At 34.3% G+C, this 25,350-nt stretch carries 17 protein-coding genes; 4 read left to right on the top strand and 13 right to left on the bottom strand.

What is annotated here, in order from left to right:
- Positions 1-79: 79 nt before the first annotated feature.
- The 7 genes from QTL86_RS21360 to QTL86_RS21330 all read right to left on the bottom strand — a co-directional run bounded on the left by QTL86_RS21360 (position 80) and on the right by QTL86_RS21330 (position 11,083).
- Positions 80-1,099 carry a sensor histidine kinase gene (locus QTL86_RS21360; RefSeq protein WP_410495992.1) on the bottom strand — a complete coding sequence of 340 codons (1,020 nt, stop codon included), beginning with the start codon at positions 1,097-1,099 and terminating at the stop codon, positions 80-82.
- A gap of 38 nt (positions 1,100-1,137) precedes the next feature.
- Complete coding sequence (locus QTL86_RS21355) at positions 1,138-1,392, bottom strand: hypothetical protein (RefSeq protein WP_410495991.1); 255 nt, start codon at positions 1,390-1,392, stop codon at positions 1,138-1,140.
- On the bottom strand, positions 1,385-2,107 hold the full coding sequence (locus tag QTL86_RS21350; RefSeq protein WP_410495990.1) for a LytR/AlgR family response regulator transcription factor: 723 nt from the start codon (positions 2,105-2,107) through the stop codon (positions 1,385-1,387). Before QTL86_RS21350 ends, QTL86_RS21355 begins: the two co-directional genes overlap by 8 nt.
- Positions 2,108-2,374: 267 nt before the next feature.
- Positions 2,375-5,770, bottom strand: a complete 3,396-nt coding sequence (locus QTL86_RS21345) for a glycoside hydrolase family 9 protein (RefSeq protein WP_410495988.1) — start codon at positions 5,768-5,770, stop codon at positions 2,375-2,377.
- 95 nt (positions 5,771-5,865) lie between these two features.
- Positions 5,866-9,264, bottom strand: a complete 3,399-nt coding sequence (locus tag QTL86_RS21340) for a glycoside hydrolase family 48 protein (protein WP_127064600.1) — start codon at positions 9,262-9,264, stop codon at positions 5,866-5,868.
- A gap of 335 nt (positions 9,265-9,599) precedes the next feature.
- The gene (locus QTL86_RS21335) at positions 9,600-9,755 is read right to left on the bottom strand and encodes a hypothetical protein (protein WP_013658628.1); all 156 of its coding nucleotides are present in this window, start codon (positions 9,753-9,755) and stop codon (positions 9,600-9,602) included.
- Positions 9,756-9,823: 68 nt separating this feature from the next.
- Entirely contained in the window at positions 9,824-11,083 is a 1,260-nt protein-coding gene (locus tag QTL86_RS21330; protein ID WP_410495987.1) for a DNA polymerase IV, read from the bottom strand.
- A gap of 224 nt (positions 11,084-11,307) precedes the next feature.
- Between QTL86_RS21330 and QTL86_RS21325 the strand changes: the two genes are divergently transcribed.
- Positions 11,308-12,030, top strand: a complete 723-nt coding sequence (locus QTL86_RS21325; RefSeq protein ID WP_410495986.1) for a hypothetical protein — start codon at positions 11,308-11,310, stop codon at positions 12,028-12,030.
- A 409-nt stretch (positions 12,031-12,439) separates the two neighbouring features.
- Here the strand turns inward: QTL86_RS21325 and QTL86_RS21320 are convergent, their stop codons facing one another.
- Positions 12,440-14,695, bottom strand: a complete 2,256-nt coding sequence (locus tag QTL86_RS21320; RefSeq protein WP_410495985.1) for a heavy metal translocating P-type ATPase — start codon at positions 14,693-14,695, stop codon at positions 12,440-12,442.
- A 183-nt stretch (positions 14,696-14,878) separates the two neighbouring features.
- On the opposite strand from QTL86_RS21320, the gene QTL86_RS21315 reads away from it, so the two are divergent.
- A complete protein-coding gene (locus QTL86_RS21315; protein ID WP_410495984.1) occupies positions 14,879-15,742 on the top strand; it encodes a hypothetical protein in 864 nt (287 codons plus the stop codon).
- Positions 15,743-15,832: 90 nt separating this feature from the next.
- On the top strand, positions 15,833-17,122 hold the full coding sequence (locus tag QTL86_RS21310; protein ID WP_410495983.1) for a M18 family aminopeptidase: 1,290 nt from the start codon (positions 15,833-15,835) through the stop codon (positions 17,120-17,122).
- A gap of 113 nt (positions 17,123-17,235) precedes the next feature.
- On the opposite strand, the gene QTL86_RS21305 is transcribed toward QTL86_RS21310, so the two are convergent.
- The 5 genes from QTL86_RS21305 to QTL86_RS21285 form a co-directional block, all read right to left on the bottom strand.
- On the bottom strand, positions 17,236-17,853 hold the full coding sequence (locus tag QTL86_RS21305) for a helix-turn-helix domain-containing protein (RefSeq protein ID WP_410495982.1): 618 nt from the start codon (positions 17,851-17,853) through the stop codon (positions 17,236-17,238).
- Positions 17,854-17,989: 136 nt separating this feature from the next.
- Positions 17,990-20,482 (bottom strand): M56 family metallopeptidase, encoded by a 2,493-nt coding sequence (locus QTL86_RS21300; protein ID WP_410495981.1) that lies wholly within the window; start codon positions 20,480-20,482, stop codon positions 17,990-17,992.
- A 2-nt stretch (positions 20,483-20,484) separates the two neighbouring features.
- Positions 20,485-20,868 (bottom strand): BlaI/MecI/CopY family transcriptional regulator, encoded by a 384-nt coding sequence (locus QTL86_RS21295; RefSeq protein ID WP_410495980.1) that lies wholly within the window; start codon positions 20,866-20,868, stop codon positions 20,485-20,487.
- Positions 20,869-20,967: 99 nt separating this feature from the next.
- Positions 20,968-21,180, bottom strand: coding sequence for a hypothetical protein (locus QTL86_RS21290; protein WP_410495979.1), 213 nt, complete (start codon positions 21,178-21,180; stop codon positions 20,968-20,970).
- A 42-nt stretch (positions 21,181-21,222) separates the two neighbouring features.
- A complete protein-coding gene (locus QTL86_RS21285; protein WP_410495978.1) occupies positions 21,223-21,522 on the bottom strand; it encodes a hypothetical protein in 300 nt (99 codons plus the stop codon).
- Positions 21,523-22,864: 1,342 nt separating this feature from the next.
- Here QTL86_RS21285 and QTL86_RS21280 point away from each other — a divergent pair.
- On the top strand, positions 22,865-25,324 hold the full coding sequence (locus tag QTL86_RS21280; RefSeq protein ID WP_127064611.1) for a glycogen/starch/alpha-glucan phosphorylase: 2,460 nt from the start codon (positions 22,865-22,867) through the stop codon (positions 25,322-25,324).
- The last annotated feature ends 26 nt before the right edge of the window (positions 25,325-25,350 follow it).

The following is a 25,350-nucleotide window of genomic DNA, read 5'->3' as shown; positions in this document are numbered from 1 at the left end:
TATTACCCCTAGTAACTTTAATATAAACTATTTTTATTGCATTTACATTGTAGTTGCTTAAGATGTATATTTTTAATACCTAAGCTGTTATACCATAGTTAACAGGTATATCTATCTCTAAGTAAAATTCTTCTTCTTTACTTAGAATATTGATATTCCCATTATTCTTTTGTACACTCTTTTTAATATTAGCCAAACCAAAACCATGATTAATACTATCTTTTTTATTAGTAGGAAATTCTTTCTTTTGATCCACCTCCACCCTACCATTAGCAGTATTTTTTATGTTATAGAAAAAATAACCTCTATCGCAGACTGCTTTCATTTGAATTTTCTTCACTCTACCATCCTCTACTCTTTCACAAGCCTCTATAGCATTATCTAAACTATTAGCAAATATAACACATAAATCCATATCATCTAAGGTGAGTTGGTTACTTAATCTTACTTCATATTCCATCTGAATATTTCTTTCTTTAGCTATTTGTAATTTATCATTTAAAATAGCATCCACAATAGAATTTCCAGTATGAACCATACAACCCAGCCTCTCTGTCGTCTGTTCCATTTCTCCTATATATTGCTCTAACTTATGTAATTGTCCTTGCTGCGCCAAGCCCTTAATAATCAGCATATGATTGTGCATATCATGCTTAATAGCTCTTGTTTCTTTATTTACTTCTTCTAATTTATGATAATATTTAAGTTGCCTCTCTAGTTGCTCACTCATACATTCATTACTCCATTTATAATAGAGTTTATTCATTTCTTGATTAACTCCCAGAATTAACAGTATTATACAAATAAATAATATCATGATATACGGTGCTAAACTAATATTTTTCAAGAGTTGAATATCACCAAAATAAGCTGCATCACATATAAAAAATGTATATACTGCGGTAATGGTGAGTAATATAATGGTAAATGCTTGTCTTCTCGTAACTCTTTTATACTGCCCGTTTTCTTTATAAATGACACTAGTTTGTTTAGCTAAAAGCCATAAAACGGTAACTTCTAAGGTACCTCTTATCTCTGTTACTATTTGATTCTCAAGCCAATGAACTCCATAATCTTTTATAATTGAGTCGACAACCATCCAATCCAAAGTACCTATACCATATATCACTGCAAGACCTAAAAGATTGACCCAAACTTTTTGCAGGAGTTTACCTTCAAATAAAAAATTCGCAAAACAAATACCAAAAAAAGTAATCCAAATTTAGAATTTTCAACACTAATAAACATAAATGCCAATATTATACTAGCATAAATACTATATCTTATAGTTCGCTTTCTAGTTAATTGAGCTTGATCTAAGAAGACACTTAAACACATCGCTTGCATCACAAAACAGCTTAATGCACCTGCTAGTAAATTTAATCTATCCAAGTCGGTGTGCCTCCTTTAAATAGAGACGAAAGCTTTCTTTAAAAGCTTTAATCCTTAGACGACTCATATACACCACATCACCATTTTGCATGGTTACAGTTGCTTGATCATATTCCTTCACATACCCTAAATTAATTAGATAAGATTTATGAATTCTAAAAAATCCCTTATCAGCCACGAACTTGTCTACTTCATTAATTTTATTATCAATGATGTATTCCTTCTGACTTGTAACTGCACGTAACTTTCTATCCACTGTTTCAAAATAAAGAATATCCGCAAATGGAATTTGAAAGAACCTCTGCCCTTGATTAAGTGTAATTAACTTTGAAAGCTTTTCTTTCCTTTTCTTTAAAATCAAATCGAATGTTTTAAAGAGCTGTTCCTTCTGTATAGGTTTTAATAAATACCTAAGCGTGTTAACTTCAAAAGCACAATGAGCCTCTTCTGGATGGCTAGTTGTAAAGATTATGTCTGCTTTTAAATTTTTCTGACGTATTTTCTTTGCTAATGTTATGCCATTAATACTATTTTCTATTTCAACATCTAAGCAAAATACATCACACTGGTCATAGTTAGCTTTTAAGAGTTCTTCAGCTGAAGAGAAATATTGTATTTCATATTGTTTTATACGGCTTTTTAAATATTCTTCTAAAAGCTCTTCTAAATGTTTACGGAAGATTTCTTCATCATCACATACAAAAATCCTGAACATTCTATCCTCCCCCTAAATAATTGGTATACTTACCCAAATATCACTCTTTTTACACTTAGATATTATCATATTAGTTTAAGTTTTTTAACTATTTTTATTATTTTTTTAAAACTTTACAAAAAATTCACCTATTTTTAATCTGTTTGTAACATAAACTACTAACTCCAAAAAGCGATATATTATACCATGGAATAATATATCGCTTTTTTGCAACTACTTGCTCTATTCTATTTTACTTTTAATTACAACCTATTCGTATTTCTACATCTATGGTTCTACACCAGCAACTAAATTACCATCATAGTAAACGCAAACCTTGCCAGCATTTCCGTAAGAATAGTCATTAGTTTGATCATAATTGCTCCAATTAGATTTTGCTGTTCTAGTAGCAATCTCTAAAGTGGTACCTGCTGAAATCATTTCTGATGCATTGATCGTTATTTGAATATAACAGTCTGCTCCTGCTTTAGTAGCATCCATTTTGATAACTTTTCCATTTACTTTACTTGTATAAGGACTATACCATGGTGCTTTATTCATTTGAGCTGCTGCATTATCACACCACACCGTTTGTTCTTCACTACCATCAGCAGTAAAGTAGTAACGGATTTCTAATTTAGATAAATCAATATCATTACCACTCTTATGTACTAACTTAAAGTTATTTGTAAGTGTGTTAGTAGATGCTTGACCATTGCCTGTATTGCCAACCTCTAATACAAAGTCAACTACTGGTGCTTCTACTACTTCAAGCTGTACATATACTTTAACAGCCGCTGATGTAGTTGTTTTTCCTTTTGTAGATGTTGCTTTAGCTGTAAAGCTGATAGGTGTTAATTGACCCATTTCTGTAACTGTGCCTTCTGTTACATAAGTAGCTGTATATTCGCCATTCACTGCGCCAGTGCTTTCAGCGAATTTTTTGCCATCTGCATAGAATTCAACCAACTTAATATCGTCTTCTAATACATCTGCAGCAACACTTACTTCTATTTGCTTTGTTACCTCTGCAAAAGTTTCTTCATTAGCAGGTGAAACAATTTCTACCTCTGGTGCTGCTATGACAGGAAGTTGTACAGATACATTAACAGGTTTAGATATTGTTTTGGTACCATTCGCTGCAATTGCTTCAGCTGTTATAATATACTCACTTAATTCACCTAATTGACTAGCTGAGCCAGTTGGTAAATAAGATGCTGTATATGGTGCCACTTTACTTTCACCTACTACCTTACCGTTTACATAAAATACTACTTTTTGAATAGTAGACTTCTCTATTTCAGCTGTAGCATTCATAGTAATGGCTGTAATTCCCTTACTCATATCTATGCTTGTTCCATCAATAGGAGCAGTAACAGCTACTGTTGGTGCTGCTAGTACTGGTAAAACAACAGATACTTTAACAGCTTCAGAAGTAGTAGATTTGCCATTAGCTGCTGTTGCTTTAACAGTCAAGCTATAATCCTTTGTAGTACCTGCAACTGTACTGTAGTCACTTGGTACAAAATTCATTTCATAAGGCGCCTTTGTGCTTTCTCCAATCTTAGTACCGTCTACAAAAAATTCTACTTTTGAAATAGTACTTTCTTGTACCTCTGCATTTGCTTTAATAACAACTGGATTTGCTTCTGTTACATCTTTAAAGATAGCTCCTGCTACTGGTGATGCAATACTTGTCGTTGGTGCATAAACCTTTGTAGCCCCTGAAGGTTCCTGACCAAATATTAATTTACCATTATCATATAATGCAAAATGATTTGCTTTTGCTAAGCTATTTGGGCTTGAAGATGCTATATCCGCAAATGATGGACTCTTTGTATAATCCCATTTCCCTGGAGCTGCAATTCTAAATTGCATTTCGCTCTTGTGCTCACTTTGACCACCTGGATAAATCTTAGCTCCAGTTAAGTCAATTTCTACATAATAAATGCCATTTTGTGCATCCCAAGGTTGTAAGCTAGATACCTTTGCTGAATGTTGACTATAACTAGATGTAACTTTCATATCACTAGCTTTATAACCTGCTGCTAATACATCACTAATATCTACAAAATATCTATAAGCAAGTTTATCTGTTACCCTTGCTGGCCAAGCACTTCTATTATAAACCACTGACTTAATCTCTATAAAATTAATCGCATTTTGTTTATCTTGTGCATTAATACCTGCTTCAATAAATATTTCTTCTCCAACTTCTTCTATAGCATTTAAGTTAGGATCGATGATTCCGCCGTAATCCTCATACATTTTAGCCATTAGACCTACAAAACCAGCATTGTAATCATTTGCTACTTCATTTGATACATAGTCTGAAATTACATCTGTATATTTATCATTTTTATCTGGTCCTCCTACTAAAGCGCCAATAAGTACATGTCTTGGCTCATATGGTTGTCCTGATAAATTATTTTCCCATGCACCATGAGCTGTTCTATGATGTGGTTTAGTAGGTGGATTTACTCCAAAACCAACTACAAAACTACGTCCTGTGCTACCAAGAGCATAATCTGCTTGAGACTTAGCGAAGTTTTGATAGGTTTGTGCTCTTTTTGCATCAGCGTCCTCCCAATCTGCATAAATACTAGCTAAGAATGCTGTTGTCGTTGCATATCTTAATGAGCCCCATGAGTCTCTCCATGCAAGACCTTTAGGTGTGTAAGTTACACGGTCACCATTTAAGCCTGTTGTCCAATAGTCTAAGTGATTTTCAATTACTTTTCTAAACTTTTCATCACCACCATACTGAGCTAATAAAAGACTGGCACCATAATGTACATCATCCCAGCAGTGTACCCAACTATAAGCAATCTCATCACTTTGGTCCACTTTCGACCAGCCAGAAGAATAGTCTTTTGCTTTTTGTAAATAGCTCTCATCACCTGTAGCTAAATAAATCCACATGCTTCCCCATGAAATCTCATCACTATATCCACTATGTGAAGAATAAAAGCCTGCTGCTTGTTTCATATAACCCGCATCACTCTTTGTGATTTCAGCAAAATTTAAAAGTTCTTTTGCATGTTTTAAACAAGTTGCTGCATAAGCAGGATCAATATCTTTAAATGCAATTGCAGAAGCTGCTAGTGATGCAGCTGTTCCTGCACTTACAGCTGATCCTGGATTATTAAGATCTAACTTATAAGCAGGTCTTTCCATCTGCATAATTTCTGCAGATCCCCAGAAAGCATGGTCTGCTCCACCATTACCTACTTGATAATAGTATTCGTTAGCAGAAGGGTGACATTTGATAAAATAATCATTCGCCCATTTGATTTCATCAAGCATGTATTTATCTTGTCCACTAGCTTTATAAACATCAGTGTCTTCTATATAAGACCACGCTAGCATTGTGGAGGCATAAGCCATAGGTAAATTAAATTTAACATGGTCACCTGCATCATACCAACCACCTGTTAAATCTAAACCTACATCAGCTCCATCTTTTAAGCCAGAATCACCTCTCCAGTTATTTCTCTGATTATCAGGTAAATCACCAGACTTTTGAAATTCATAAAACATTAATGCTTTTTGAAAAGCATCTCCATAATTAAAGTTTGTAGCCGCTTTTACTTCTATACCATTAAAAGCCATAGTGCCTAATGTTAACCCTACAGCTAATGCAGAACTGACTATTTGTCTTGACTTTTTCTTAAACCCTATCATTACTTTTCCTCCTTTTAGAGTATAATCTCGGTAACCTAAGTTACCGAGATTATATTGAAATTAGTATATTAAACTTTTAGGGGATTTATTTATGATTAGTATGGCATAGTACCACTTACAACTTCACCATTGTATAATACAACTGTTCCTGAAGTGTATGAGTAGTCATTGGTTTGATCATAGTTTGACCAATCATTCTTAGAAAGACGAATACCCATGTCAATCTTTCCACCTGCATTTAATACTTGGTTTGATGTAAATGTAATTTCCATGTAGTATTGATCGCCACTAACTTGAACAACATTTACTGATACATCAGGAGTAAGATTTACATACCAAGGTGCTGCATTAAGATTCATACCAGCATTATCTTTGTATGCTGTTTGTGCTGCGTTACCTTCTAAAGTATAGTAGTGACGGATAGCAAGTTTAGATAAATCTACTGGGCCATCTGATGTTACTACATATTGTCCTCCAAGTGTATTTGTAGTTGCACCACCTTTATTATTATGTGCTACATTAACATTTACACTTGGTTCAACTACTTGTTCAACTGGTAATTTAACTTGTACTTTAACTGCATCAGATGTCGCACTCATATCTTCTGTAGTTGTTGCTTTTGCTGTAAATACTACATTAACAATACCATCTGGTTTTGGACCGTATCCATCTGGTGTAGTATAAGTTGCTGTACATGTAGCACCATTAGCTTTGCCAATTTCTTTACCATCAGCGTAAATAATTAATTCTTTAATAGTACCATCTTTTACTGTTGCTTCAGCTGAAACGGCTACAGTTTGTTTTCCATTTGTAGCATCAATTACTGTATTAGCAGCTGGAGCTGTAACAACAACAACTGGTTTATTAGCTACTTTAAATTGAACTTTAATTTTAACAGCTTCAGAAGTTGCTTTTGCACCTTCAGCTGATGTAGCTACTGCCGTAAGCGTAATTTCTTTTATGCCTTCTGCATCCATACCATCTTTAGTTGGTACAAATGATACACTACCATTACCTGTTGTTTCACCAATCTTGGTTCCATCTGCAAAGAATTCAATCTTAGCAATTGTACTATCTTTAACAGATGCTTCTGCAGTTACAGTAATAGGAGTTTGAGTTGTTTTATAATCAATAACATCACCTGTTACTGGTTTTACAATGTTAACTACTGGTAACTCAATTCCTGGGAACTTAAGTGTTACTGTGATTGGTGCTGATTCTTTAGCAACATTCTTATCTGAGTATGCAACTACTTTAAATGTTACTTGTTTTGTTCCTGCTGCTGTTAAATTATCTTTAGTTGGTACATAGTTTGCTTCATAATTAACATCTGTATCTTCTGCAAATTTAACACCATCAGCATAGAATTCTACTTTAGAAATAGAACCTTTATCAATAGAAGCATCAGCTTTTACTGCAATGCCTGTTGAATCTTTTGCCACTTCAATTACATCACCATTTTGTGGAGTTGTAACTGCTACGTTCATAACTACTTCATCACCTGGGAATAACATAGCCATTGTACCATTTGCAATAGCGATTTCTGCTTGTGCCCAGAATCTGTGATATGTAATTTCGAAGTCTTCACCATTTTTGTAAGCTTGTTCAAGTCTTGCAAAGTCTGGATCATTCTTATATTTAGAACGTAATTCAATAAATGTTACACCTGGTACGATTTCATCTCCATTTGCCATCTTTCCAGTGTAATTACTTGGTACATAAACTTCTTGTTCAAAGAAACGTTTGTAGTCAGCACGAACTTCAGGTGCAGCTACCCCTTTATCATCTCTGTAAAGTGTCCACATACGATCTAATACTTCTTTTGTTATATCTACATAACTTTGATAATCTTGTTCTGGAGAGTATTTCTTAGTTGCTGCTGCATAGAAAGTAAGTGTATTAGCCATAGAAGCTACTGTACCAAGGTCTGTACCATAGTTAATAACATCTACATGGAGGTTCTTGTTACCTGTGTAAGACCCTGTCCATGTATCTGGTTGTCCACTCCATTGAAGTGTAGAAGGAACAGCAAAAGTACCATCATCATATAATTGAATTTCTGACTTAGCCCATGCAGCCCATCTGTCAAGAAGGCCTTTAACTCTTGAATCTCCTGATTCATAATAGTACTCAGCCATACGTTGCATTGACCAACCTTGCATACCAAACCATTGGTTACTGCCTGGATCTTCGTATACTGGATGAGCATCATAAGCCATACCATAGAAAGTACTTGTACCTGCTGGATACTTCTCATAAGATCCACCATATGAGTTAGTTGCACCACCTGCAATAGCTCCTTCAGCAGATTGTAACCATTGATAGAATTCAATTTGTCTATCTAAGCTCTTAGCCCAGTCACGTTTAGCATTTGGTGATTTTGGAATCATGTCACTATCTGTTGAAAGAACCCAAGCTGCCATTGGACTTTGGTAACCAAAGTGATTGTGGCTACTACCAATTCTCCAGCTCCAGTTAGCATCAAGTCCACCACCCCAAGCATAATACCATGACATTAAGTAGTGTGCTGCTTCATAACCTTGTCCTGGTGTTTTACCTTGTGCACCAATCTTCATGAAATACTTATCAAACATAGCGTATCTTAGGTAGTCACCCATTTTACTTGCTTTAGCTACATAAGTATCAATATTTTGGCCTTGCTCTTCTGCCCAGTCTTTCGCCCAGTACATAGCTTGTACTAAACGTGCATCAGCATCTGGTGCATTTGTGTATCTCCATTGTTTTGAATAGTTAGCATCACCTGTGAAGAAAGGTAAGAAACCACTTTTTCCACCCCATTTAAAATCTTCCCATGATGGTTGTGGAATAGTTTCCCACGTAGATTCTTGTTCTCCACGTTGGAATGTATTAATATAAGAAGGAGCTGATACACCATCTCCTCTTCTACCATAACCGTAGAAGTTATCACCATCTATAAGCCAGTGCATACCATAGATTTTAGAAGTTCCATAGGTACTTTTAAGTTCATTAGCAATAGGGTCAGTACCTACTGGTAAACCAAATTGTAATTGGCTAGGATAATAATCTGGTAAAGGATATTCTGATGCATATGTAGCAGGGCTATTTGGATTGTAATCTGTTTGACCTGGTTGATCTAAATCTGTTGGAATATAATATTTTTCAATAACATTCCAAGCTTCTTTAAGACCACTAAAGTCTCCTGTGAATTTACCATTCATAGCTTCTAACCAAACATAATAGCTAGCTGTTTCACTAGTTGATTCATGTCCATGGTCAGGTGCTTCAACCATTAATGTTTCAATAGAGTGATAAGGTACGCCCTGTGGACTAAAATAGCCATTACTACTATCTTTAATATCCTCATACAGGTCTAAAAATCTCTGTTCATACACATTCGTCGATTCTGGTACAACCACAGGTGTATTTGCCGCTGCAAAAACACTAAGTGGAGTTAAACATTGTGCTCCAACTAATAAAGCACTCATAAGCCCCATCGTTTTTCTCTTATTCATACTATTCCTCCTAATTTTTTTATTTACTTTTTAATACGGGTATTTACAACATTTTTCTCCTATAGGCGACAACTCCCTTCTTTATTATCTATTACCATACTTATAATCAAACCAAATTCACTTTAGTCCTATATCTCTCTAGTATTAGATAATATAAAACATATTCTTACTTTTCATGTCTTCATTATAATTTCATAAATTTAATTATCAATTCATATTGAATATAGTGTAGGTAATCCATACATAAGTTGCATAAGTATTTATTCTACCCATGCTAACAAAAAAAAATAAATTACCACAAAGATTTGTTCCTTGTGGTAATTTATTTCTACATTTTAATAAATTCTCCCAGCTTTTTTATTACCAGTTTTTGCTTTGCCTTGAATCTCTGGAACAGGTTCCATAGCATTTTTGTTATAATGCCCTTTACTATTACTTTCTGTGCCATGAGGTTCATTAACTCCTGGTCTTCTCATACCAGCTTTAGCCATGTGCTCGCCTCCTTTTTATGCATCTCTTCATTAGTATGAGATACTCAGTAGCAATTTATTCTTATAGCTTAAAGCTTACTTGTTGTTATGCTGCTTTTCTTTTCTTTTGAAATGCCACCTGCCATATGGTCTAACTTTGATCCGACAAAAGCCGCTCTCATGACTGCATCTTCCCCATATTTATTTCTAATGGTATCTATTGCTTTATCTAGTTTCTCATTCTTCTTATTCTTAGGTGTTTCAAATAAATTAAATTGATGATGGCTTTCTTTCTCCAGTTTTGTTGTATGCACGCCTAATTGCCTAATAGGTGTTTTGTGATCCCATAGTTCTTCAAATATTTTACAAGAATACTTATATAGTTCTTTAGTCACTGCTGTTGAGCTTGGTAATACCATTTGATGTGATTTTCTTTCAAAAAAAGTATCTACAATACTTACTGCCAAACAACTAGCTTCTACCTCTGCTGCTCTTAATCTAGTGCCTACTGTTTCGCACAAGGACAATAATACGAGATAAGCACTCTCTACCGAATTCACATCATAAGGAATCGTCATAGAATTTCCATAGCCTTTATGAGGTGCTTGTTCTTCCTCTACTGCTGAAGCATCTACACCATTAGCATATTGATGAATAATCTCCCCCTGTTTTTTTAGATGAAGCTTTAATAATTTCACATCAGCTTTTGCTAATTCGCCAATAGTTCTAATTCCTAATAATTTTAAACTTTTCTCGGTTGCTTTACCTACGAAGAAGAGTTCACCTACAGGTAATGGCCACATTTTCTTTTCAATTTCACTTGGAAATAAAGTATGCACCAAATTAGGCTTTTCTAATTCTCCTGCCATTTTAGCTAGTAGCTTATTACAAGAAATCCCTATATTAACTGTAAAACCTAGGTCCTCATAAATTCTATCTTTAATCTTATAAGCTATATCCAAAGGCTTTCCATATAATCCTTCCGTCCCTGTCATGTCTATATATGCCTCATCTATAGAATATTGCTGAACAATTGGAGAGTACTCCCTTAAAAGTGTCATTAACTTATTAGAATACTCTACATATACACTAAAATTAGGCTTTACAATAGTAAGTCCTGGACATTTTCTTAATGCTGCCACAATGGGCTCTCCGGTGACAATCCCATACTTCTTAGCAGAAGTAGATTTTGCTAAAATGACACCTTTACGCTTTTCTATGTCCCCTCCAATAGCAGAGGGTATATCCCTTAAGTCTATTTCTTCCCCTAAAATTTGCTTTCTATAACTTGCTTCCCAACTTAAAAAAGCTGAATTAACATCTACATGAAAAATAACTTTCTCTGCCATTTCATCACTCTTCCAATCGAACATACGTTTGATTTTATTGTATCAAAATCTACTCTCTATGTAAATACCTATCTCCCTAGTATGAAAGTATACTACTATCCATATTTATTCCTGAGTGGAAAGCTAATTCACCATAATCTTTATCATTTTATATTAACCTTTTTTCTTCCTACTACATATAATGACTATAGACACTCCTTTCATAAGTCCGAAGGAGGGATACTATGAAAAAAGAATCTATTCACTGTATTTTATGGTTTTCCATTTTTTTATTAGGCATTACTTTTACTATCTCTGCTGCTTTACTACAGACTCTTCCTAATTCCAGCAAAAGTGCATTACTCCTTTTTTCTATTTGCTTTATTATCATTGGTTTAATCGCCTCTGCTGTTCATTATAGAAAATATGTAAAAATCAAGACCCTTATTGATCATCATGCTCCTGTGCTTGCACACTGGACTTATGATATTAGTAGTTCTTCCACACTTAAAGCAGCTTTATCTGAACAGAAAAGTAACACTATTTCTACAGCTATCTTAAGCTTAATACTTGGAATTATCTTTTCTCTTGTGTTTGCTTATAGCGGCGGTACTCATATCCTTTACACAGGATATACCCTTGCTATTTTAATTATTCTTGCATTCATTATAGGCATTCGATGCATACTAACTTACTACGAAAAAGCTTTGAAAATTCCTACAGAAGTCATTTTTGGAGAAGACTCTATTTACTTCATGAATCAACTTTACGGCTTACAAAAATCTATTTATTTTCTCGAAAACGTCATTATCACTCAAGGCCCAGAAGCTGTTCTTCAACTCGTTTATGGTCAATATGATATAGATGATACGCCAACTTGTATCATTTCAATCCCCATTCCAGCAAATAAATTTCAAGTAGCAGAACATTTACGCAAATACTATCTAGACCTTATCGCTTATGAATAATCATGGCTAAAAAACAAGAAGGAATGTTACTAGGTAACATTCCTTCTTGTTTTTTAGAGGTGTTATTCTATTAAAAATAAAAATCCGTCTGGGAGAAAATGAGGGAGAGGGCGTAACGATAGCAATTCATCTTTTTTCTTGAAAACACTTCAGGAGAGTGGCTTTATGCGTTATTGTTGATAAAGCTGAGTGAGGGTGGCTGTCCTGGCGGGGTGACTTCGGAGTATTTTCATTAGACACTTAGTGAACGTTTTGGATGGTACTTAGCCCACGTGTTTGAGCGTAGCGAGTTTGTGGGCGTTCATCCAAAAAAGTGAGCTTAGTGCCTAATGAAAATGCGGAGCGGAGCCACGCAGGATAGTCACCCTCACTCAGCTTTTCCAAATAGCTAGTAAAGTCCCGATACATTTTACTTGCCTCTTACCATTCTTAAAGCATAACCCACATTCTTTCCTAGAACGCGAATAGAATTAATAACTGCTAAAAGTGAAACGCCTACGTCTGCAAAAATAGCTAACCACATATTTGCAATTCCTAAAATGCCGAGTACAAGTACAATTACTTTAACCCCTAATGCAAATACAATGTTCTGCGTTACAATTTTTCTAGTACGTTTAGCAATGCTCATCACATCAGCAATGGAAGATAATTCATCTGTCATTAATACAATATCAGAAGCTTCAATAGCTGCATCTGAACCTACACCACCCATAGCAATACCTACATCTGCTCTAGCAAGTACAGGAGCATCATTAATACCATCTCCCACAAAAGCAACTTTACCATTTTTTAAAGCTTCTTCTAATTTTGTTACTTTATCTTGAGGTAAAAGCTCTGCATGAACTGTATCAATACCTACTTCATTACCAATCTTATATGCATTTTCTTTTTTATCTCCAGTTAGCATAATCACCTTTTTAATGCCACCTGCTTTTAATTTGGCTATAGCAGCTTTACTGTCTGCTTTAATTTGGTCAGCTACAACTATGCATCCAAGATACTGCCCATCTCTTGCTACATAAACATGAGAGCCAATCTCCTCTTCTTGTTTATAATCAATTTGATAATGTGCCATTAGCTTTTCATTTCCTGCTAACAATACTGAGTCACCTTGATTAACGACAATCCCTTCACCACTTATTTCTTTATACTCGCCTATGATCTCCTCATCTTTTAGTTTGCCATAGGCACTTACAATAGATTTTGCAATGGGATGATTAGATTTTGCTTCAATACGTGCTGCTAGTGCTAAAAGTTCTTCCTTTGCCATTCCTTGAGTAATGATTTGACTTACACCAAATTCACCCTTTGTAATGGTTCCTGTCTTGTCAAATACAACTGTATCAATTGTATTAAGCTCTTCTAAATAGTTACTTCCTTTAACCAAAACACCAACTTGTGCTGCTGCACCTATTCCAGCAAAGAAACCAAGAGGTACAGAAACAACTAATGCACATGGACAAGAAATAACTAAAAAAATAATACTTGAGTAAACCCAGTGTTGCCAGTTTCCTGTGATTAAAGAAGGTACAATTGCTGTTAAAACGGCTAAACCTACTACAATAGGTGTGTACCATCTAGCAAATTTAGTAATAAAATTCTCAGACTTAGACTTTTTACTACTAGCATTCTCAATAAGTTCTAAAATCTTTGAAACTGTACTATTTTTAAAGCTAGTTGTAACTTCTACTTTAATAACACCTTCTTTATTAATAGAACCGCTTAAGACCTTGCTTCCTAATTGTGCCACAACAGGTAGCGCTTCACCTGTAAGCATTGATGTATCCAAAGTACTTGTTCCTTCTATTACAACACCATCTAGTGGTAATTTTTCTCCCGCTCTTACTTCAATAATCTCACCTTTTAAAACTGCTTCTGGTGATACCACCTGTTCTTTTCCATTACGAATGACTCTAGCAAAACTTGGACGAATATCCATAGCCTTTTCGATTTCTTTTCTAGAGTAATTAACAGCTTTACCTTGAAGGTATTCACCTATTTTATAAAACACCATAACTGCTACTGCTTCTGGATATTCACCAATTGCGAAGGCAGCTATTGTTGCTATAGTCATAAGGAAGTTTTCATCTAGCATTTTACCTTTTACAAAATTCTTAGCTGCATTAATGACAACATCATAGCCTACACAAATATATGCTATGATAAGAAGAATGGATTGGTCTAAAACAGCTCCTATAGCAAGTAAAATAATACTTACTATTAATAAAGTAGGCTCTAATTTCTCAGACTCCAAAAAATTTTTGATAGCATTATCCCTTTTAGCCTTAGGAGCTGAAGTAAGCTTTTGCCCATTTCTACTCAGTCCTCCTTCACTATTATGTGTATGACATTCACAGCTTCCTTCATGGTCATGAACATCACAATGACAATCCTCATGAGGTGGTGCTATATATACCTCTTCTTCATCTACAACGCTAAGGATCTTAATACCTTTTTCTATCTCATCTGCTAGCTTCTCTATGTCTTTTCTAAGCTTTTCCTCTGGATAATGCTCCGCTTCCTCTTCTTTAACATGAATAGTGAGTTTCTTTAACATAAAGTTCAAAATAGCTTCTTTAATATAAGGCTCTTTATTAAGTCTTACTTCTATTTTATTACCACAGTTGGCACAATCCAAATTCTCAATTCTGAATATATACTTCATACTTCCACCTCTCCTCATATGAATGATTGCTCATATATTTACTTATATATTATGCCTACTTTATTCATTTGTCAACATTATCTCTTAAATACAAATATTTTTTATTTATCTTCTAAATAAAACGAAACTTTTAGCTTTATATAAACGTCTAAACAATATAATTAAATTTTGGGAGGTATTTATATGTTATCTAAAAAACTTACTATTACCCTTATAGGGACATCTTTTTTACTTTGTACATCTCTTATTGCCGCTCCAGCTTTAAAGCATGTTAAAGCCATGCTTAATCCAACAGTTCAATATACCTTAGACGGCAATACTATTTTAAAGGGTACACAAACACTTAACTACAATAATAAGAACTATGTTTCTGTAGCTGAGCTCGCAAATGCACTCGGGCTTGAAGTAAGCTACAAGGACAATGTGGTAAGCTTTGTAACACCAACTACTCCTGTAACTCCAGAAACACCAGCTTCTGAAAGTATAACCATTGCCAAAGCTACTATTAAAGAAATTTCTCTTGAAACTAAACAAGTAACTATCTTACCTGAAGGTAAAACTGATGAAGTAAACAATTACATAGTTTTAAATATTGGTGATGATACCCACATCAAACATTATCTTAACAAGGCAATCTACAAAATCAATGATTTAAAGACTGGAATGACTATTAGTGCTACTCATAGTCCTGCTATGACACGTTCTATTCCTCCTCAAACAGCGGCCTTTACCATTACCATCCTTGAAGAAGAGTCAACAACTGAAATTACTTCTGAAGCTATTACTTTAGACAAAATGGTAGTTGCAGAAGTAAACCATAAAGAAAATTACTTTATAGTGACACCTCAAGGTGCTGATGCAAAAGATATTAATGTACAAACTATTATTAGGTATGATCAAAAAACTAAACTCAGCTTTGATGACAGTTCAAAAAAATCTAATATTAATTCACTTAAAGTAGGTTCACTTGTTACACTTCGTGTAAGTCCTGCTATGACACTCTCTATTCCTCCACAAACTTTTGTGTTAGAAATTCAAGTACATTAATTACACTTAACCGTATGAAAAAGGTTAGCTTCCATGTATAATAACTACAGAACTTGCTTTTACGCAAGATTACATTTAAGGAGGCTTACAATGATTAATACTTTAACAACTAACCTAATGAATTTCATTGATGCAAGTCCAACTATGTTCCATACCATTGCATCTTGTAAAAATATTTTAGAAACAGAGTCCTTTTGCTATTTAGAACCTAATAAACCTTGGAACCTTCAAGTAGGTGACAAATACTATACGACGCTTAATGATTCTGCTCTTATTGCTTTTGTTATTAACTCTAACGATTTTATTAATGAAGGCTTTAAAATCATTGGTACTCATGGTGATGTACCTGGCTTTAGAATTAAACCAAATGCTGAAATGAATACAGATGGCTATGTTAAGCTTAATACAGAAGGCTATGGTGGTGCTATCTTAAGTACTTGGTTTGATAGACCCCTCTCTATTGCTGGTCGTGTGGCTTTAAAATCTGATGATTTACTTCATCCAGAAACACGCCTTGTAGACTTAAATAGACCTATTGTTATTATTCCAAACTTAGCTATTCATATGAATCGTGAGGTAAATACAGGAGTTAACTTTAATAAACAAAAAGATACACTTCCAATCCTTACCTATACTCACGAAGCAGTTAAAGAATCTTATATCCTTGAAGTATTAGCCGAAGCGCTTAACGTTAAAGCTGAAGATATTCTTGATGCTGATCTTTTCCTTTATCCTTTTGAAAAAAGTATGTGTGTAGGTTTAAAGGAAGAATTTATCTCAGCACCAAGACTTGATGACCTCTCTATGACTTATAGTGGTTTAAATGCCATCCTTCATAACAGCTCACAAAAAGGTATCTCTATGTTTGTTTGCTTTGATAATGAAGAAGTAGGAAGTCACACAAGACAGGGTGCAGATTCTCCTTACTTAATTCGCACCTTAGAACGTATTCTTTTAGCTTTTGGTAAAACGAGAGAAGAGCTTTTCATAGCTCTTGATAACTCTTTTATACTATCTGGAGATGTAGCTCACCTTTCTCATCCAAACTATATGGAAAAAAGCGATCCTACTAATAAAGTACTTCCTGGTAAAGGACCTGCTATTAAAGTAAATGCCAACTTTAGTTATAGTACAGATAGCGATTCTGCTGCTGTATTTGCTGGTATTTGTAAGGCTAATAATATTCCATTCCAGACTTTTGTTAATCGCTCTGATGAAAGAGGCGGCTCTACTATTGGTCCTGTAGCAGCCTCTCACTTAGGAATCCGCTCAGTAGATATTGGAACACCAATGCTTGCTATGCACTCAGCTAGAGAACTTATGGCAGCTGAAGATTTTATTTATACATGTGAAGCTATGAAAGCTTTCTTTAGCATCTAAACTTAGCATTAGATTGCATTATAAAAGCCTCGCTAGAGACTATTTAAGTCTTCTACCGAGGCTTTCTTATTATTATCCTATTGCATTTCTAAAAGATCTTCTTCCCTCATTCATTACTCCCCCCAATGCATTTGTTCATCAGGTATTCCTAGCTTGCGACATGCCATACAAACCTCTAATTTTTGCGCATCATTTCCAATCTCATATTTTAAAATCTTATCTCTAAATACGATATATTTCATGTTATCCTTCTTAAAGTCAACAAACCAATTGCCTCCACGTCCCTCATCTGCAATCATAACTTTTGATACCAATTCTGGGAGATTAGGCTCAGCAGATGTAAAAAAGATAACTGTCCAATACTTTGGATTGCCTCCTGTGTTCCATAACTCTACCTTATGCACACTTAGATAATCTAATATAGCTTCGTCCTCAATGCTTTCTTTAATCAGTGCTCCTTCAAGCATAGATGCTTTTTTATCTCTAATAGCATTACTTCCACAATTAAAGACTTCCTTGACCCCTTCAATTACAAGTTCGTCTCTTAATAAAACATCAATCGTCACCTCAAAAACATTACTTAGTATCAATAGCTTTTCAGTTTCTGGTAGTGCCATATCTGCTTCCCATTTAGAAATAGATTGACGGCTTACATTACAAATTGCAGCTAGCTCCTCTTGTGAATACCCTTTTCGCTTACGAAGCTCTTTAATTTTTTCTGATAATTTCATTTTATCCCTCCTGTAATGAATGTATCAAAAACCATTCTGAAACTCTACCAACCCTAAAGTTCTTTTTAGCAACCCTTGGTTTACACTCATCACACTTATTACTTACAACTACGCTAAAAAAATGTAATATTACAAATTACTGAATAGGCATAAAATTCACCTTCCATATGCCTTCTTTATTTTTAGTCATGCCAAAGCCCATTTTAATTTCTCTTCCACTATCGCTATCTATATTAGTATAGAGAATATATCCTTCATCCTCTTCTTGCATTATAAATTCACCTGTTTCCACATTCCCTAACTGCTCTAGTGTTTGTTCCTTGGTCCCTCTGTCTTGATCTGGTATTTGTAAATGTTCTTCTTTGGTCCAGCCTATCATATTGGGGGAAGGATCATAATCTATGTAAAGGGCATATTGGGTTTCATAATCTTGGTCAAGCTCTGACTGAATATATAGTTTTGCAATACTAATAGGACTTAGATTACTAAGTAGTTCCTCCTTTTTACTTTTCTTAAATAATTCATATATGTCTTGTTCCTCTCTAGTTAGCTTAAATTTTACTTTTGATTGTTTGGGCGCTGGTACTTCTAAAAAACGCATCGTGTTTTCTTCATTTCCATCTTCACCAACCAATCGATAGGTAATAATATCTTTTTGTGGGTAATATTTTTTGAGAATTTTACTAAAAGTAACTGGGATATTATCATATGTATAAGTCTCATCATCTAGCATGTAATATCCAAAACTTCTAGCTACTTTCCCATCAAAAATAATATAATACCAGTCTTTAATGACTAAACCATTTTCTGTTTCTATATAACTAAGTACATCTAATTGATCTGGAATACCTTTCTTCTGATTATCTATAAAGTTGTCTAGTTTATCCAAATTAAAAGCCTCTTCAGTGCCATCCTTTAAACCTACTCCATAAGTAGCACTAGTTTTAGCCTCTCCTAACGTAAGTGGCTTTCTATTTTTTTGGGGAAGCTTGTCTAAATTCATCCCTAAATCTGGTATTTTAAAACTGGATAAAATTTGATTAATTTCTTCCTTATTCACTTGCTCCAAATCAAAGAAAAGAACATAACCATAGGGAGGTGGATTCGGTAAATCATAAAAAGCATATTGTATATAGAAAGTTGTACCATTTAATTTATACTGCGTTTCTATTAATGGCACGCTATAGCCTTGTATACTGGTTTGTTCTATCTCTCTCCCTTTTACTAGCAAGCCAAATACATTAAATGCGTCCTCCATGGATATTTTATTGTTTATTAATCGCACTCCCCCTGCTCTTTGATTATCTTTATATAGCCAATTAATTCCAGAATAAACATCTTGACCCTGATTATCTCCCTGATTAAAATTTTGTATCGTCCACTGCTCAGGTACCCTTATTTCATATCCATTTATCATTAATACCTGTGTATCTTCTATTTCTTCTTTTACTACACCAGTAGGTTGTTGACTCTCTGATTTTAAATCTTTTTTGCCTATATCTTCTATGATTGTCTCTTCTAAGGGCTTTCCTACTTCTCTTGTAATTCCTACACATCCACTTACTAAGCCGATGCAAGTAACCATAATAAATGTTACCAAGCCTTTTTTCTTCTTATGCCCATTAACTATAACTTCAAAGCGTTGTTTTAAAGTTTGCTTATTGCCTCTAAACTGTGTAGAAAGGCTTATACTTTTTTGATGAGAGCTATCTGCCACCTTTAAAATAACTTCCATATAACTCTTCTTAGTCTCAGGTACTTCTCCCTTTAAAACCCGACTGTCACAAACAACTTCTAAATCTTCTTCTGCATATTTAGCCATAATATGTACTAATGGGTTAAACCAATGTATTCCCCTTACACTTACTAACAATAATTTATACCATAGGTCCCCATATTTATAATGTAGTAGTTCATGCTTTAATATAAAATATAATTCTTGTTCCTCATACTTCTTACTAGGTATTAAAATGTTAGGGCGCCAATAGCCCATTACCATAGGTGAATCTATCTTTTTACACACTTGAATTTCAATAGGTTTTGTAATATGGAGTTCTCTGCAGATTTCTTTAAATACCTGGTTAATAACCTGGTCTCTACTTGTCTGGTTCCATCGTTTACATGCTTTACGAAAACTTAGGTATAGCACCAAGTGATAACTTAGAAACAGTGTACTGCCTATTAGCCAAAAATAACTTAGGAGCAACTTTAGAGTACTTTCTACATACTTGCTATTATCCCCCATCTTTAAATCTTCTATTTGATGTTCTAATTTACCTTTATTTATTGAATCATTACTTGTTAAACTACTACTTAATTTTTCATTTGTTGAATCCTTTTCTGTGGTTAATTCCACTAAAGCATCAGCTTGAGAGGCATCTATACTTTGTGCCAGTATTTCTTCTTGCTGATAATTTTTAAATAAACTTTCACCTATCTGTATTAAATTCATTTGTGCTCCCCAATTAAAAGGAATCAATAATCTTATGGCTAAAACAAGCCATATACCGTACCACCATTTAAGTGCAATTTTCTTATACAAAAAGGGCCTTAACATCAATAAAACAATAATCATACCGCCTATCACAATCGATAAATCTATTGTACTAAGCCAAACCTCCCCTAACATGCTTAGCCCTCCCTTGTATTTTCATCAATAAAATCTTTCAGTTCCTTTAAATCTTGCTCTGTAATAGTATGTCCATTGTATAAAGCTGCTATAAGACTTTTTACAGAATTACCATGTAGTCTTTCAAGAAAAGATTTGCTTTCATTTTGTAAATAACACTTTTCATCCATAATGGCTGTATAAACATTAGATTTACCTACACGCTCACTTTGTATAAATCCCCTCTCTACTAAACGTGCCAAGAAATTGAGTACTGTCGTATTCCCCCAAGTCTTCACACCTTTTAATTGCTCCATAATATAAGCTGAGGTTACTTCCTCATTAGCTTCCCATATAATTTTCATAATCTCTAATTCTGCATCTGGTAATCTCTTTATCTGCTCCATTTTTTCTTCTCCTTCGACAAACGTAGAACATTCTCTTATTTCTCACTCTACACTTGTCGAACATATCTGTCAATAGCCAAATACCTATGTATATTTCATTTAATGCACTCTTTTAAATTCCGTATATTTATAAGCTTTTGTTTTAAAGTCTATTTCTTCATGTATGCCAGTTTCTTTGCCTTCTATAAATAGCTTAACATCATAAGGTCCATTAACTTTACCTGATATTAATCTATCAGTCCAAAAATAAATATTTATATCATGCATACCTTGCTCTAATTCTACTAATGGATCTACATGTATCCTAGCCATTGGTATATTCGGAGGGTTCATGTAACCTTCTTGAAAAAAAGATCATTCCTTTCCAGAATCATCTTTTTTTATCAAATCTCCACCAATTCGGTACTCATCCTCTTGAGTAATATTTACCTTCAGCATTACTTTTATATAAGTACCCAATTCATTATTCTCTAATTCTACTACTTGGCAAGTTACATATTTGTCAAAAATATTAGGAATTGCTGTCACTTCATATCGCTGTATATCGATATATTTTGTCTTTTGATTTTTGAGATTTACAAATAAGCTTATAACTACAACTGAAATAATTATAGACGAACATAGTAAATAGTTTTTTTCATATGTTTTCTCCACTATTAAATTTTATTATTTAATGTAATTATACAAATATTAAAATAAATAGAGAATGCTAAACAGAAATTTGTCTCGGTGTTTATGGAGAATGACGTCTGGAGGAAAATGAGGGAGAGGACTACCTTCCAGGCAGCCCTCTCCCTCATTTTCACAAACGTTATTGAACTCATAAACTTCGAGAACAGTACCCCATGGGTTAAAGAAGAAAGAACCTAACGACACTAATGAGGTTAGTCTATAGTATACATTTTATATGTGCACAAAATTATATATTTAAGTTCTTACTTATATTTCTAGGTATTTATTTCATTTTTTATTAGGGATTCGGATTTCTGACCACATATATAGAAGTGTAAAAACAAATTAAATAACTTCCCACGGCAAATTACCACAGCTTCAACCTGAGGAACTGACCGGGTCAGCCAAGTCTCAATCTATTGTTATAGGTACCTCTGGACTTAAGGAAAATGTTCACTTGTGCGCTGCAAGGAAGGCGCCACTTATAAGTTGTTTGAAATGTTTTTATACCTTGCATTACCAAATAAAGTTTTAAACCAGAGTCTTAAAGCCTTAGTTTCCTATCATAAGGGTGCACCGGCTAAGACAATAAGAGCTCCTCACTCATTGGTTTGACTTTCATCACTAGTCTTAGTAGGCACTAGGTAATAACGCATACGTGCTGAGGAGCCATTTTGCGCCTTGATTAGGGTCTATTTAGCTAGTTATGAAAGTTAATTTCCAGAGTCTGGACCAAGGAAACACATCTTCGAGTATATATAGTACTTGGAGATGTGTTTTTTTGTGTTTTTTTGCGCTCTTTAATTGCTATTAACATGATTTGTCGTTACGCCTTCTTCCCAGGCTGCCTCAATGTCGTGGATGTTTATGAGTTCAATAACGTTTGTGAAAATGAGGGAGAGGGCTGCCTGGAAGAGTGACTTGGGAGAATTTTTTAGAGGCACTTGGCGAACGTTTTGGATGGGTTTTAGCATGAGTGTCTGACCAGCGGGAGTTTTCATGCGTTCATCCAAATAAGTGAGCCTAGTGCCTCAAAAAATTTGAACCGGAACTCTGGAAGGTAGTCCTCTCCCTCATTTTCCTCCAGACGTCATTCTCCATAAACACCTAGACAAATTTCTGTTTGTTTAACGTTAACACATAATCTTTTACTTTTAGATACTTTCCATAAATTTCTCAATATTTTAAGCAAAAAAATCTATCTCCACTTTCCTCCCTATAGTCAATATTTTATTGTATAATATGTATTGACTATTCTAATATCTACATGTTTCTTTAGGATGGATTCTAAGATTTTATCTTATTTATCATTGGAGGTACACCTATGCCATATGGATTTAGTAAAGAAAAATTTAAAGGCGAAATATTAGACCACATTAGAAACTTCTCACGTAAAACTCTAGAAGATGCTTCTCCCCAAGAGCTTTATCAAGCTGTTGCTTTTGCTGTGCGTGATGTCATAACAGATGAATGGATTGAAACACAGCATGCTTATAATACCAAAACTCCTAAAACACTTTACTATTTATCCATGGAATTCTTAGTAGGTCGTGCTCTAGGTAATAATCTTGTAAACATGGGCATTATGTCAAGTGTACAAGAAGCTCTAGAAGAACTTAACATTAAAATTGATATTAATAAAATAGAGGACCAGGAACCTGATGCTGGCCTTGGAAATGGTGGACTTGGTAGACTTGCAGCTTGCTTTTTAGACTCTCTTTCCACACTTTCTTATCCTGCTTATGGTTGTGGTATTCGTTACAACTATGGTATTTTCAAACAACAAATTGAAGATGGTTACCAAGTAGAATACCCAGATGATTGGTTAGCTAACGGTAATCCTTGGGAAGTTAAACGTAATGATAACGCACAAGAAATCAAATTCGGTGGCACCGTACGTAATTATATGGACGAGAATGGCAGACTACACTTTGTTCAAGAAAATTATGACTCTGTTTTAGCAATTCCTTATGATATGCCAATTGTTGGTTACAAAAATGGCTTTGTCAATGCCCTTAGACTATGGGATGCTGAAGCTCCTCAAAAGTTTGTACTTCGCTTCTTTGATCAAGGCGCCTATGAAAAAGCCGTAGAACAACAAACCCTTGCTAAAACTTTAGTGGAAGTCCTCTATCCTAATGATAATCACTACAAAGGTAAAGAGCTTCGTTTAAAACAACAATACTTCTTTGTATCAGCCACTGTTCAACAAGCTGTAGCTAAATTTAAACGCACTAATCCTAATATATATATGCTTCCTGAAAAAGTAGTTTTTCAAATGAACGATACTCATCCAGCTATTGCAGTAGCTGAACTTATGCGTATTCTCCTAGACCAAGAAGGACTCACTTGGGAAGATGCTTTTGACATTACAAGCCGCACTTGTGCTTATACAAATCATACAATTATGATTGAAGCTCTAGAAACTTGGCCTATTGACTTGTTCCAAAAATTACTTCCTCGTATTTATCAAATTATTGAAGAACTTAATAGACGTTTCTGCATGGAGCTTAGAGATGTTTATCATCAACCAGAACATACCATCCACAATATGAGTATTATTTGTGATGGCCAAATCAAAATGGCCTATCTTGCTATTGTTGGAAGCTTCTCTGTTAATGGTGTAGCTGCTATTCATACAGAAATCCTAAAAAATAATGTACTTAAAAACTTCTATAATATTTATCCAAATAAATTTAACAATAAAACAAATGGCATCACTCAAAGACGTTGGTTAGGTCATGCTAATCCTGAATTAGCTGCCCTCATTACAGATACAATCGGTGATAAATGGTATAAAGACCTTACTCATTTAAAGAAATTGGTACCATATAGTAAAGATAAAGCTTTTATAGAAAAATTTAGAGATATTAAATATAACAACAAGGTTCGTCTTGCTGATTATATTAAAGAACATAATGGTATTGTTGTTAATCCTGATTCTATCTTTGACGTTCAGGTTAAACGTCTTCACGAATATAAACGTCAGCTTATGAATGTTCTTCATATTCTTATGCTTTATAATGAAATTAAAGCTAAACCTAATGGCAACTATGTACCTCGTACCTTTATTTTTGGTGCTAAGGCTGCTCCTGGTTATACTAGAGCTAAGCTTATCATCAAGCTCATCAATTCTGTAGCTGACTTAGTTAATAATGACCCTATGACAAAAGATTACTTAACAGTTGTTTTCATTGAAAATTACTGTGTATCTAATGCAGAAATTATTATTCCAGCTGCTAATGTTAGTGAACAAATTTCTACCGCTAGTAAAGAAGCTTCTGGTACAAGTAATATGAAATTTATGCTTAATGGCGCTTTAACTATCGGTACCCTAGATGGTGCCAATATAGAAATTTTCGAAGAAGTTGGTAAAGATAATATCTTTATCTTTGGGTTAACCTGTGAAGAAGTTCTTAATCTCTATCAGTCAGGTCAATATAATCCATGGGATATTTACCATAACGATTCTGAAATCCATAGCATATTGAACCTACTTATTAATGGTGCACTTTCACCAAAGAATCCTGGCCTCTTTGTAGAATTGTATGAGTCTCTATTAAATAGAGCTGGAGATAATTTAGCTGATCCTTATTTTATTTTAAAAGATCTTCGTGCTTACCATACAGCTCAAAAAGCTTTAGAATATGCTTATTTAGATGAAGTCACTTGGAATCAAAAAGCTATCATCAATACAGCTTGCTCTGGTAAATTCAGTTCTGACCGTACGATTAAACAATATGCTGATGAAATTTGGGGGCTAAAACCACTAAAAATAAAATAAAAATATATTCACATTAACTCCTTATG

The sequence above is a fragment of the Cellulosilyticum sp. ST5 genome (assembly GCF_046529625.1).
GTDB classification, from domain to species: domain Bacteria; phylum Bacillota; class Clostridia; order Lachnospirales; family Cellulosilyticaceae; genus Cellulosilyticum; species Cellulosilyticum lentocellum.
Note: the sequence above shows the minus strand (reverse complement) of the source record. Positions and strands in the feature narration are given on the sequence as shown.